At 60.4% G+C, this 12,201-nt stretch carries 12 protein-coding genes; 8 read left to right on the forward strand and 4 right to left on the reverse strand.

Annotation, left to right across the window (positions count from 1 at the left end; translation table 11 throughout):
- Positions 1–668, forward strand: a 668-nt coding sequence (locus VGG51_13525; GenBank protein HEY1884050.1) for a hypothetical protein, incomplete at its 5' end; no start/stop codon positions are given.
- Here the strand turns inward: VGG51_13525 and VGG51_13530 are convergent.
- The gene (locus VGG51_13530) at positions 665–1,036 is read right to left on the reverse strand and encodes a hypothetical protein (protein ID HEY1884051.1); all 372 of its coding nucleotides are present in this window, start codon (positions 1,034–1,036) and stop codon (positions 665–667) included. The genes VGG51_13525 and VGG51_13530 overlap by 4 nt on opposite strands.
- Positions 1,037–1,252: 216 nt before the next feature.
- On the opposite strand from VGG51_13530, the gene VGG51_13535 reads away from it, so the two are divergent.
- Positions 1,253–2,650 carry an alkaline phosphatase family protein gene (locus VGG51_13535; protein HEY1884052.1) on the forward strand — a complete coding sequence of 466 codons (1,398 nt, stop codon included), beginning with the start codon at positions 1,253–1,255 and terminating at the stop codon, positions 2,648–2,650.
- Between the two features lie 115 nt (positions 2,651–2,765).
- The gene (locus VGG51_13540) at positions 2,766–4,205 is read left to right on the forward strand and encodes an alkaline phosphatase family protein (protein ID HEY1884053.1); all 1,440 of its coding nucleotides are present in this window, start codon (positions 2,766–2,768) and stop codon (positions 4,203–4,205) included.
- Positions 4,206–4,218: 13 nt separating this feature from the next.
- Here the strand turns inward: VGG51_13540 and VGG51_13545 are convergent, their stop codons facing one another.
- Entirely contained in the window at positions 4,219–5,013 is a 795-nt protein-coding gene (locus tag VGG51_13545) for a hypothetical protein (GenBank protein ID HEY1884054.1), read from the reverse strand.
- 359 nt (positions 5,014–5,372) lie between these two features.
- Between VGG51_13545 and VGG51_13550 the strand changes: the two genes are divergently transcribed.
- The 3 genes from VGG51_13550 to VGG51_13560 all read left to right on the forward strand — a co-directional run bounded on the left by VGG51_13550 (position 5,373) and on the right by VGG51_13560 (position 8,095).
- Positions 5,373–6,326 (forward strand): alpha/beta hydrolase, encoded by a 954-nt coding sequence (locus VGG51_13550; GenBank protein ID HEY1884055.1) that lies wholly within the window; start codon positions 5,373–5,375, stop codon positions 6,324–6,326.
- An 86-nt stretch (positions 6,327–6,412) separates the two neighbouring features.
- Positions 6,413–6,688 (forward strand): DUF4242 domain-containing protein, encoded by a 276-nt coding sequence (locus VGG51_13555; protein HEY1884056.1) that lies wholly within the window; start codon positions 6,413–6,415, stop codon positions 6,686–6,688.
- 54 nt (positions 6,689–6,742) lie between these two features.
- The gene (locus VGG51_13560) at positions 6,743–8,095 is read left to right on the forward strand and encodes an alkaline phosphatase family protein (protein HEY1884057.1); all 1,353 of its coding nucleotides are present in this window, start codon (positions 6,743–6,745) and stop codon (positions 8,093–8,095) included.
- 4 nt (positions 8,096–8,099) lie between these two features.
- Here the strand turns inward: VGG51_13560 and VGG51_13565 are convergent, their stop codons facing one another.
- Positions 8,100–8,672: a hypothetical protein gene (locus VGG51_13565; GenBank protein ID HEY1884058.1), complete on the reverse strand. Its 573-nt coding sequence runs from the start codon at positions 8,670–8,672 to the stop codon at positions 8,100–8,102.
- A gap of 405 nt (positions 8,673–9,077) precedes the next feature.
- On the opposite strand from VGG51_13565, the gene VGG51_13570 reads away from it, so the two are divergent.
- The gene (locus VGG51_13570; protein ID HEY1884059.1) at positions 9,078–10,061 is read left to right on the forward strand and encodes a hypothetical protein; all 984 of its coding nucleotides are present in this window, start codon (positions 9,078–9,080) and stop codon (positions 10,059–10,061) included.
- Here VGG51_13570 and VGG51_13575 read toward each other — a convergent pair.
- Positions 10,012–10,497, reverse strand: a complete 486-nt coding sequence (locus VGG51_13575) for a nuclear transport factor 2 family protein (GenBank protein HEY1884060.1) — start codon at positions 10,495–10,497, stop codon at positions 10,012–10,014. The two genes, VGG51_13570 and VGG51_13575, sit on opposite strands and share 50 nt — an antisense overlap.
- A gap of 202 nt (positions 10,498–10,699) precedes the next feature.
- Here VGG51_13575 and VGG51_13580 point away from each other — a divergent pair, with 202 nt between their 5' ends.
- Positions 10,700–11,938, forward strand: a complete 1,239-nt coding sequence (locus tag VGG51_13580; GenBank protein ID HEY1884061.1) for a choice-of-anchor tandem repeat GloVer-containing protein — start codon at positions 10,700–10,702, stop codon at positions 11,936–11,938.
- The last annotated feature ends 263 nt before the right edge of the window (positions 11,939–12,201 follow it).

The raw sequence follows: 12,201 nt of genomic DNA on the forward strand, positions 1-12,201 counted from the left end.
TGATTGAATACGCGCACGGAGGTACGCAGCCAATTCGAACCGTGCATATTCCGGGTGCAGAGATGGGTAATTGTGCGGTCGACCCAACCTCGGGCAATCTTGCCGCGACGTTTTCCTGCCCGCCGTGCGGCTACCAGAATCTCGCGATCTTTCCGCCTGGCAGCGACGACGCGACCCGCTACGAAGCGCCGCTCGCCTCTAAGGTCGGCTACGATAATAAGGGCAATCTCTTTCTTGCCGATTTCGACGTCGGGAACGAAATCGCGGAACTCCCCGGCGACAGCAGTCAGTTTCAAACGATCGCTCTCGACCAGAGCATCGGCGAAATCGGCTCAATTCAGTGGGACGGAAAATACATTACCGTGCAGGACCTCAGGGCGCCGGTGACGATTTCACGCATCGCGATCAGCGGCTCCGTGGGCACGGTTGTGAGCCGGTCAAAGTTCGGGCCGTACATGCGGGACGCGAGCTACTCGTGGATTGCCGGGGACGGAACGGTTACGTTTCCGTTTTCAACGCATGGCGATGAGCCAAACAAGCTTGGAATCTGGAAGTATCCTAAAGGTGCGCATCCGGCACACACGATAAAGAAATTCGGGGTCGGTGGGCACTTTTTTGGCGCGGTTACCGTAAGTCTCGCTCCCAGCAGCGCTCAGCCGAGGCGTTAACGTCGTAAGGCTATCAGCGATGTATCCTTCTGCAGGCCGAATAACGCGAGGATCTCGTGAATCTCGGATGCCGGTAGCTGGGCTTGCAAATCGGCGTAACCGAACGTCGTTACGCCGCGCTGGTTGAAACGAAGGCTCGCGAGAAATCGTTCTCTCGCATCCGCCGTGAGGTATCGAAGCGGCGAAGAGTTGTTCGGAGTGAGGCGCAGGTAGTTATTCAGCTCCGCTTGCGAGCGGATGATATCGCGGGAGGGTATCTCTTGCCGCGTTAGCGGCACCGCGTGACTCAAGTGGTGCGTGGGTTGGGGATGCGCGCACGCCGCCAACGCCATCGTGCCGCCTGCGAGCCAGCGACTGATTTTCTTCATGGTTTCCAGCCTCTACTTTCTTTCTCGGGCATATTTGGCCACGCCGCGAGCGCAAGCATCCCCAACACGACGTAGATGCCGAGCGGGATCAAGCAAGGGAGTGAAATCGGCTAACGCGAGAGCGATTAAAAGCAAGCAGGCTCAGCATGACCGGGGAAGAGCGCCGCCGAAATCGCCGGGCAACGAGCAGTTCGTAGAAGAAGGGGCTTTTTTTTGATGAAATCGGCCGGCCACCTCGCAGTATGTATGCTTGCTCTCGGCGCTGTTGCCGCGTGCGGCGGCGGGGCGAGCAACGGCGGCCTTGCGCTCCCGCGGACCGCGAACGTTCCCGTCGGAGAATCCGGTACTTCGCCGATCGAGCACATCATCGTGATCGTGCAGGAGAATCGCAGCTTCAACAATCTCTTCGCGCAGTTTCCCGGCGCGACCGGTACGGTTACCGGTAAAGAGAAAATCGGGCAGGGCAAGAAGGCCAAGGTCCAGTCGATTGCGCTGACCCAAGTGCCGCTCGAGGACAAGCAGAACCTCAACCATCTCTACAAGTCGTACAAGATCGCCTATGACGACGGCAAAATGGATGCCTTCAATCGGATCATCTTTCAAGCGAATGGACAGATGGAAGGCAGCAAGCCGTACGAATACGTACGGCAGTCCGACGTCAAACCGTACTGGGACATGGCCTCGCAGTATGCGTTGGCGAATAAAATGTTCCAGACGCAGGGCAGCGGCAGCTTTACCGCTCATCAGGACCTCATTCGCGGTGGCACCGTCATCGACACGGAAGGCGATAGCCTGATCGACGATCCGGATAACTCAAAAGCGTGGGGATGCGATTCGCCAACCGGTACCGTGACCTCGCTAATCAACGGCCCGCAATACATGGCCAACTCCGGCCCTTTCCCGTGTACGAAAAACTTTCAGTCGTCGGGTTCGGCGTACTTAACGCTGCGCGATCTCTTAGATGCCAAAAGCGTCTCGTGGAAATACTACGTGCCGCAGCTGGCCTTTTATCAGCCGGGTGCCATCTGGAATGCGTTCGACGTGATCTCGCCCGTTCGCTACGGTTCGGAGTGGGGCACGAACGTCGACTGGCCCGAGAAGAACGTGCTCAAAGATATTCCCAACGGGCACCTGCCGGCCGTCTCGTGGGTGATTCCCGACGAGTCGAACTCCGATCACCCGGGCTACCCCAACGACACCGGGCCGTCGTGGGTCTCGAGCATCGTCAACGCCGTCGGAGAGAGCTCGTACTGGAACACGACCGCGATCGTCGTGCTTTGGGACGACTGGGGCGGTTTCTACGATCCGGTCGCGCCGCCCAAACACGATAAACAGGGTGGCCCGGGCTTTCGCGTGCCGGCGATCGTGATCTCGCCGTATGCCGTTTCGGGCGACATCTCGCAGACGATCTACGGCTTCGGCAGCGTCGTGCGCTTCATCGAAGATACGTTCGCTCTCGGGCGGCTTGGAACGACCGATGCGACCTCAAAGAGCATTTCAAACATGCTGAACTACAGCCAGAAACCGCGAGCGTTCAAGCCGATCACGTCCAAGTATTCGCGCAACTACTTCCTCCATCAGAAGCCGTCGGGGCTGCCGGTCGACACGGAATAGCGGCGCGTTAACAGCGCAAAAGCTCGTTCGGCGTGGGAGCGAGCGTGCGCGATGGTTGGCGCGGCGGACCGGCGAATAGTTTCTCCCTACGGCTACGCAGGGAGGAGCAATTGCGGTGAAGCCAAGAGCAGCGACCCTTTGGGTATGTGCGGTCGTCATTTTCAGCCTTGCAGCGTGCAGCGGCGGCGCGGCCCCCAACTCGATTCCAGCAAGCTCGATTTCAAAGCAGGCGAACCGATCTCACTCGGCCGCAACGCACGATTCGGGATCCTTCACGCCGATCCAACACATCGTCCTCATCGTGCAAGAGAACCGGACGATGAATAATCTTTTCGCTACGTTTCCAGGCGTGACGGGAACGACGATTGGGAAGCGGCTGGTCAACGTCAAAGGGAACCTGAAGGTCGAAAACATCAAGCTCAAAGAGACGAATCTTTTCGTCAAGTCGAACCTCAATCACGCGTATTCCGGCTTTTTTACGGCTTGGGACAACGGCAAGATGGACAGCTTCAATAATATCAAACGCGCCTCGGGCGCACATCTTGAAGACGCCGCACCGTACCAATACGTCAACCCGTCGGCCATCCAACCGTATTGGGATCTCGCCCGCGAGTGGGGACTCGCCAACGCGATGTTCACCACCCAGGGCAGCGCGAGCTTCACGGCACACCAGGCGCTGATTCGCGGCGGCACGATGATCGATGCCAAGGACAGTCTCATCGATAACCTGCGGTATTCAACCGACGCCTGGGGCTGTGACTCGCCCTCCGGATCGAAGACCTCGCTGATCACGACGCAGCTGGTGGTGAAGAAGGCCAAGGGCCCGTTCCCGTGCACCTCCGATTTTCCGGGATCGGGTACGAACTATCTGACGCTGCGCGACCTAATGGACGACGCCGGCGTGTCCTGGAAGTACTACGCGCCGCAAGTCGGCACGGCGGGCGGAATTTGGAGCGCGTTCGACGTGATCACTCCGGTCCGCTTCGGACCGGAGTGGGGCACCAATGTCTCGTGGCCCGAGACGAACATTCTCGAAGACATCGGTAACGGCCAGCTTCCAGCGATGTCGTGGGTAATTCCCAACTCGCAAAACTCCGATCACCCCGGCGAGGGCTCCGATACCGGACCGTCGTGGGTGGCTAGCGTCGTCAACGCCGTCGGCCAGAGCCAGTATTGGTCTTCGACGGCGATCATCATCACCTGGGACGATTGGGGCGGGTTCTACGATCCGGTTCCGCCGCCGCCGCGCGACGATCAGGGAGGGCCCGGGTTCCGCGTCCCGATGATCTTGATCTCGCCATACGCGCGCACGACGTCGTCGAGCCAACCGGGCTATATCTCGCAGACCACCTATGAGTTCGGCAGCATCGTGCGTTTCGTGGAAGACACCTTCAGCCTCGGGCGTCTCGGCACGACTGACAGCACCGCGAACAGCATCGACGACATGTTCGATTTCTATCAGTACCCACGCCAGTTTCAAAGCGTGGGCTCAAAGTATTCACGAAGGTACTTCATGCATCAGAAGCCCTCGCGCATGCCGGTAGACGATATCTAGTGCGGAGCCTGTCCTAGGGACGGGTGCTTATCGCCGCCGCAACGGGGTATTGCAAATTGTCCACGGTCTTGAGGCTCGCGCCGCCGGCCGGGTAGGGGTAGAGGTTGCCATCGCCGGCGCAGACGTCCGGTGCGAAGACCTTACCGCTGAGGATGGCGAACTGATCGACGTCGCAGCTTCCATTAAGCGGCGTCGTCCCGGTGATCGTCGCCGTCGACCCCGAGACCGAGATTTGATCGATCGTCGAAGACTGTTGATCGCCGACGGCGATATCGGTTCCGTCCCATTCAATTCCGCCCGGGAAGGCGACTCCCGCGAGCGCGATGGTTTGGAAGTTTTGGACGCCGGCGGGAAGCTCGGCGAAGACGAAGTCGTACATGCTGTCGAGCCCGTCGACCCAAAGATTCCCGCTCGAGTCGTAACCGCAGAAGTAGACGTAGCTCATCGCGGAGTCGGCGATCTTGTTAGCGGTGCCCTTCGCGCCGGTCCAGATGAAGACGTTGCCGCCGCCGCTCGGGCTCCCGAGGTTCGTCATCGCGAGATTACCGGTCGTGGGGTCGACCGAGCAGGCCAACGGGTATTCGGCGCCCGCGTCGCTGAGCGTTGCTTTCGGTTTGACGAGCCCGTGCGGATACTCGGTGATCTTCGGAAAGACGGATGGAACGACCCAAACATTGCCCTGGGGATCCGAGCAGACGCCTTGCGTGTCACCGGTATTACTAATTGCGCCCAGCGGCTTGAGGGTGGGGTAGCCGTACATCAAGACGTTGCCGTTACCGCCATCGGTGACGTAGAGAAGATGCTTCATTCGCCTCGCTTTGGCCGACGCCCGTGTAACGCCGTGACCGTATTGTTGCCGAGCGCCCCGGCGCCGTTCGAAAAAGGTTTGGAGGCGCGCGCGGTTCGCTGCTTGCTGCGCCGTGAGTTGCGCCGCGTTTGCGTTCGGCGGCACGGCGAGCGGGCTCGCCGGCTGCGTGCTGCTGCAATCAGCGAGTAGGAGGAGCGCACTTCCGAGGGCGGCAGGGAGGAGTGCGTAGCGGACGATCATCAAGTCTTTCTCCGGCGGATAGCGGGTCCGCGACCTAGGTTCTGCCCGCGTTCGCCCGCCTCATTCCGAGGGCTTGGCGGGAGAGCGGGTAAGGCCGCCGCATCGCCAACCCTGCAAAGGTGAAACGCAACGAATTTATTTTTATCGCCGGGGCCGTCGGCGCGGCGGCGCTGACGGCGGCCGCCCGGTCGGCGGAGAGCGACTATAGCGTATCGACGCCGACCGGGACGATTTACGGCACGCTTACATTACCGCCGAAGATGCCGGCACCGGTCGTCTTGATCGTCGCGGGCTCCGGCCCGACCGATCGCAGCGGCAACTCCAGCATGGGGATCGCGCCTGAGACGTATCGCCTGCTGGCGGGCGACCTCGCGCAGCGCGGCGTGGCCTCGGTGCGCTACGACAAACGCGGAATCGGCGCGAGCGCAAGCGCGATGACCCAGGAGAGCGATCTGCGCTTCGATACCTATGTCGACGACGCCGTGGCGTGGCTAAAGCTGCTGGCGGGCGACGCGCGCTTTTCGCGGGTCGCGGTCGCCGGCCACAGCGAGGGGTCGCTGATTGGAATGATTGCGGTAAGGAAGGCGCCCGCGGCGGCGTTCGTCAGCCTCGAGGGCGCAGGGCGCCCCGCCGCAGCGGTCCTGCGCGAGCAACTCAAAGGCCGAGCTTCCCCACAAGAATACGCGACCGCGGACGCCATCATCACGCAACTGCAGCAAGGGCATATGGTCGCCAACACGCCGGCGGCCTTCGCCTCGTTGTTTCGTTCCTCGGTACAACCGTATCTAGTCTCGTGGTTCAAGTACGATCCGGCGGTCGAAATCGGCAAAATTCAAATTCCAGCGACGATCGTTCAGGGGACGGCCGACGTGCAGGTCGGAATGGTGGACGCCGACGCGCTCAAGAAGGGCGACCCCACGGCCGCGCTGATCGTCATCAACGGCATGAATCACGTTCTGAAATACGCGCCCGATACGTCATCGGAGACGGCGATCGCCGCCGGCTATCAGAACGGCTCGCTGCCGGTCGACCTGCAGGCGGTTGAGGCGGTCTACTCGGCGGCGGTCACGTAACGCAGAGGGGTTGCATGGCCGCGGCGTTCAACTGATTACGCCCGGGCTCTGCTATGAGTTCCGAATCTACAAGAAAGAGGATAGTGATGCCTAGATATTTGGTCGAGCGAACCTTTTCCGAGGGTCTGCACGTTCCGACGAATCCCGACGGGGCGGAAGCCTGCCTGACGGTCGTCGGCCGCAACGCCGAGAGCGGCGTTACCTGGCTGCATTCCTACGTCTCGGCCGATAAGACGAAGACCTTTTGCATCTACGACGGGCCCAACGAGGCGGCGATTCGCGAGTCGGCGACGAAAAATGGCATCCCGGTCGATAGCGTGACGCAGGTTTCGGTTCTCGACCCTTATTTTTATCAAGATTAAACTTTTTAACGGGGGCGGCTTGCAGCGACTGCGGGCCGCCAACGCAGGAGCACTATGAGGAGACTCTCTTTTCTGAGCATCGCGGCGCTGATAACAGCGACCGCGGGCTGTTCATCCGGTACGCAATCATCCCTACCCTACATGCAGAGTTCCGCGGCGATGAAGGCGCTCGGCGGAACGGGCGCGGGCAAGATCAAGCACATCGTCTATATCGTTCAAGAGAACCGCAGCTTCGACGATTTGTTTCAAGGCTATCCGGGTGCGGATACGGTTTCCAGCGGAAAGAACTCGAAAGGCCAAACGATCAAGCTGCAGCCGGTTCCGCTATCGCACCAGTACGACATCGATCACTCGGCGCAGGCGATGTTTTCGGCGTGCGACGCGCCCCCGGGCGATCTGCCTGGGACGCACTGCCGCATGGACAGCTTCGATAAGGAATTCGCCAGCGGAGGCCCTCCGAATCCCGAGTACGTCTACGTGCCGCATAGCGACAGCAAGCCGTACTTCGACATGGCGCACGAAGGTGTGCTGGCCGACCGAATGTTCCAATCGCAGCTCGACGAGAGCTTCGTCGCGCATCAATACGTCATCGCGGCGCAGGCGGCGTGGAGCGTCAACCTGCCGAACGGCGAATGGGGCTGCGAGGGCGGAAAATCCGACGAAGTGGAGATCATCAGCCCCGACCGGACGATCAACCCGAACAACGTGCAGTCTCCGTGCTACGACTATCAGACCCTCGGCGACGAACTCGACAAGGCCGGGCTGACGTGGCGGTTCTACGCGGCCACATACGGCACCGTCAGTGACGGCGCCGAGTGGTCGAGCTATCAAGCGATCAACCACATCTATCACGGCCCCGACTGGAAGAAAGACGTCGTCTCACCGAACTGGCAGTTTCTCAAGGACGTGAAGGCCGGAACGCTTGAGAACTTTACGTGGGTTACGCCGGTCTGCGCCGAGTCCGATCACGTGAACTGTCCGGACGGCTATGGACCCTCGTGGGTGTCGGCGCTCGTCAATGCCGTCGGCCGCAGCAAGTTCTGGGACTCGACCGCGATCTTCATCCAGTGGGACGACTGGGGCGGCCTCTACGATCACGTCGCACCCCAGCACCTCGATCGCGATAGCCTCGGGTTCCGCGTGCCGCTGGTCATCCTCTCACCCTATGCGATCGAGAATAAGGTTTCGCACGTTCCGTACGAAACCGCGAGCGTGCTGCGTTTCGCCGAAGATCTCTGGGGCTTACCGCAGATGGCGCCCGCGGACCGCCGCGCAAACTCGCCGGCCAAAGACTGCTTCGACTTCACGCAAAGCCCGCAGAAATTCATTCGCATCAAGGCGCCGCTGCCGCCGAAATTCTTTGAAAAGCGCTTTCCTTCGGACTACTGGGCGCCGGACTACGAATAACGGCTCACGGGGCGGCGGGTTCGACGAGCGTCGTATCCGTCGGTTCGGGCGCGACGATCGGGCGATCGTAGATCGCTCCGCTCGGTTCGCGAATATCTTCGAAGGCGATCGTTGCATCGCGTACCAGGCGGCGGTGCCCGAGGTAGAGGTCGCTGCCGGCGCTCTCCTTGGAGAGAAACGGGGCGCCGTCGAGGACGGTGAAATCGACCGTCCAAGGTACGTCGGTGAGCGGACTGATCGTGAAGTTTCCGGCTGTGACGGCCCGGCGCGGTAGGTAATCGCTCGAGCCGACCCAGAGTTCGCGGAGGCGATTCTCTTTCGGCTTGCGCAGCGGCGTTAGGCGAAGGTGGTACGTCGGGATGCCGTCGAGATCGGGCCGATCGACGAGTTCGACGCGATAAACCGGCGCGCCGGTCGAGACGACCGCGATCGTGCGGAGTGTCGTCTGGACGTCTTGTTGAGACGTCGGTTTCTGCGGGATCGCATAGCGCAGGCCGAACATGTAGGTCGGCGCCAGCAGCGGTTCGCCGATGAGATCCTGATATGGTGCGGGGTGGCCGACGGGCTGGTCGATCACCCAGCAGTAACCCAAACAGATCGCCGCCTTGATACTGAAGCTGATGCCGTGGGGAACGGGCGGCGGCTTCGCAAGCTGTTCGTCGCTGATCGGAAAGATGCGAACCGAACCATCGCCGGTATCGGAACTCGCGCGGTAGTGATCCGATGTTGGTGCTTGGCCGTCGAGTCAGGCAACCGCGATCGTATAGTCGAGGCGCGACGGGTACTGCGCGCTGGTTACCGCAGCGCGAGCATGGAGCCAGATCGCATAGGCGTCAAGCACGACGGCCCGGTTCCCGGTACGTCATACGACCGCTTTCGACACGACCACGAAGACCCTTTTGCAGGCGCGGCGGCGGAAATGGGTCGACATACCTTTGGCGGAAGCTAATGGCGGTGCGTCCACTTGTAAGGGAGCAACCCAATGAATACGACTAGTCTAACGAGAAACGCCGGTGCTCTTGCTGCGCTTGCGATCTTCGCGGCGTGCGGGAGCGGCTCGGCGGTCGCGCCGTCAAACGCGGTGGGCCGGCCATCGACCGCAGCGCGCCCGAATCTGAGGGGGCTGCCCTATAGCCCGACGGTCGTTCCCGACCAAGCGGCGAAGTCGAAGTCGAAATACTTCGAGTACGTCATTAACAATTACGGCAGCTACGCCGGCATCTTCAACTATCCGAAGAGCACTAAGCAAATCGGTACGATCGATAACGTCGGCGGCCAGGGATGTACGAACGTTCTCTACGGCTACGGCAAGAAAACCTTTTGGATCGTCGCCGGCTCCGACCAGATCACGGAATACCGGGTCCCCCAGAAGCCGATCAAGACGCTCTCGGTGCCTTCCAGCAGCATGCCGTCGAGCTGCGCCATGAATACCAGCGGCGACCTTGCAGTCGGGATCTTGGCTGGGGCGAGTACGGGCGACGTCGCCATCTTCAAACACGCGGAGGGCTCCGGCACGTTCGTAAAGACGCCATTGGCCAACGAGTTCTTCGACGGATACGACGAGAAAGGGAATCTTTTTGCCGACGGCTTTGCTGCCAATCATGCCTTCATGCTCGTCGAGCTGCCGAAGGGCGGCAAGATCGTTAAAACGATCACGACGAGCAACTCTGTTGTGTTCCCCGGCTCCGTGCAATGGGACGGCAAGTACATTACCGTCTTCGATCAGCTAGCGAACAACCTGTATCAGTACTCGATCAGCGGAACGAAGGCGACGTTGAAAGGTACGGTATCCTTCACGGGTTCCAGCGATTGCGCGCAGACCTGGATCGCAACGGGAGTCATCTACTGCGGGGACGCAGGTAACGATAACGGCTCGGTTTTCAGATACCCGGCCGGCGGTAAGCAGCTGGCGGTCTTTACGGGAAGTTTCGACGAACCGCTCGGCGTGGTGGCAGTGAAGAAGTAAAGCCGGTTGGAGCGGCCTCATCTCCGAGCTCCATGGCGGCGATACGATCGCCGCTCATGGTAAAGACGTGGAAAACCTGGCTGTCCGAAAGAACGTCCCCTTCAAGGCCCTTTACGAGTTGGTGCACTCGGACGCGGATCTTGCCTCCATCTTCCTCGGTCATCGCCAGCGGTTCGACATGGGGATCAAACTCAGCCCATTGTCGAGTCCAATACGCACGGATCTCTTCTTTTCCGATGACCGTGCCGCCCTCCGAGGCTTTGGGCCAGCGTACGTCTTGCGCCATCAGCGCTAATGCAGCGTCGATGTCGCGCTCGTTGAATGCCGAATACGCCTTTTCGATTATAGTCTCCCGGTGTTTCATCCCACCGGTTTCGACGCGACGATAAAAACCACTCCGTTCACGGGCGCCGCCGGGTCGAAGCTCGACGTTCAAGTCGGCAGCCGCCGCAGTTTGGCCTAGCGCCCGCTGTTTAGAGCGTGCTCTCGAGTGGCCGGCGGCCGCAGGCTGACCGTCGTTTGGTTTCGGATTGGTCGCGAGGGAGTGCGTCTTGGAGCGGGCGTCGAAGACTGCGTAAATTTCCTTTTTTCTTGGAGGTACCGGCGTGAAGCATTTGCGCACCCTATTTGGTATCATTTTGTCCGCGACAATTCTTGCCGCATGCGGCGGCTCGGGCGGGATGTTGAATCCGACCACGAGCAACGCCGCGGCGCAGTCGGCGCCGCATCGCGCGTCGTCGTCGGGCTATCAGCAACTCTACGCATTTAAGGGAGACCCCGACGGCGCTAGTCCGCTTGCTGGACTGGTTGCCATCAAGGGCAAGTTGTACGGCACCACGCTCAACGGTTCGAAAAACTATTGCGGCGGAAGCTGCAACAACGGCTGCTATCTCGGCTGCGGCACCGTCTTCTCCGTAAACGGTGGGAAAGAGCATGTAGTCTATAATTTCCGCGGCAATCTCAATAGCGCGGAGGACGGATCGTGGCCGTTTGCGCCGGTGACAAACGTGAAAGGCGTTATGTACGGCGTGGCGTCAAGCAACGGTGCGAACTCAGCCGGCATGGTCTTTCGTGTCACGCGAGGCGGCAAAGAAACGAATCTCTATAGCTTTAAGGGCGGTGCGGACGCGCAAGGCCCGGAGGGTGGTTTGATCTTCGACGCCGGGAAGCTGTACGGCACCAGCGTGTACGGCGGCGGCACTGGCTGCGGCGGCGCGGGCTGTGGAACGGTCTTCGAAATTTCCACGACCGGCGCTGAGCACGTAATCTATAGTTTCAAGGGCGGTACGGATGGCGAGCGTGACTACTCAAACGTCATCGCGTTCCACGGCAAGCTGTACGGCACGACGCTCTTCGGCGGCTCGGGTTGCGGCTCGCAGGGCTGCGGTACCGTATATGAACTCAAGAAAAGCGGCAAGAAAAAGATCCTTCATACCTTTGGCGGCGCTTCCGATGGGGCGTATCCGAACGGCCTCATCGCGGTAAAGGGCGTTCTGTACGGTACGACGGAAGGCGGCGGTTCGAAGAACTCGGGCGTGATCTTCTCGATCACAAAAGGTGGTTCAGAGAAAACGCTCTATACGTTTACCGATATCCCCGACGGGAATCAGCCGACCGCGGATTTGCTTTATTATAACGGCGAACTCTACGGAACAACTAACGGAGGGGGAACGAACGGCGACGGAACCGTCTTCGAAGCACCAACCTCCGGAGGAAGCGAAACGGTCCTCTACAGTTTCGCCGGCGGTAGCGACGGGAGCGGCCCGCAGGCATCGGTTGTCGAGCTCGGTGGCGAGTTGTACGGCACGACGTATCTGGGTGGTGGAACCGGCTGCAGCGGCAGTGGCTGCGGTACGATTTTCGAAGTCACTCCGTAGGCGTTGCGCGGTAGAAGGAGGGCGTTCCCGGTTGGGGACGCCCTTTGCGCCGTCACGCCGAGCGTTTCAACCGTTTAGACGTCAACAAGGGGCGACGAGATAGGCGACGCATTTGCGGGTCGCGCCGATCCAGTCGAAGCGGAAACGAGCCCCCCTGCCCATTCTGGGCCGCCTGTCAGAGTTCGGATGACGTGAATTGCGTGAAGATGAGGAGAGAACGCTCAACTTTGCGAGGCTGTTTGACGTAAATAAAAATATAAGGC

The organism is Candidatus Cybelea sp. (assembly GCA_036489315.1).
GTDB lineage: Bacteria > Vulcanimicrobiota > Vulcanimicrobiia > Vulcanimicrobiales > Vulcanimicrobiaceae > Cybelea.

Coding starts and splice junctions, on each gene's coding strand:
- VGG51_13530 (HEY1884051.1), bottom strand. CDS start 1,036: ATGAAGAAAATCAGTCGCTGGCTCGCAGGCGGCACGATGGCGTTGGCG.
- VGG51_13535 (HEY1884052.1), top strand. CDS start 1,253: ATGAAATCGGCCGGCCACCTCGCAGTATGTATGCTTGCTCTCGGCGCT.
- VGG51_13545 (HEY1884054.1), bottom strand. CDS start 5,013: ATGAAGCATCTTCTCTACGTCACCGATGGCGGTAACGGCAACGTCTTG.
- VGG51_13555 (HEY1884056.1), top strand. CDS start 6,413: ATGCCTAGATATTTGGTCGAGCGAACCTTTTCCGAGGGTCTGCACGTT.
- VGG51_13560 (HEY1884057.1), top strand. CDS start 6,743: ATGAGGAGACTCTCTTTTCTGAGCATCGCGGCGCTGATAACAGCGACC.
- VGG51_13570 (HEY1884059.1), top strand. CDS start 9,078: ATGAATACGACTAGTCTAACGAGAAACGCCGGTGCTCTTGCTGCGCTT.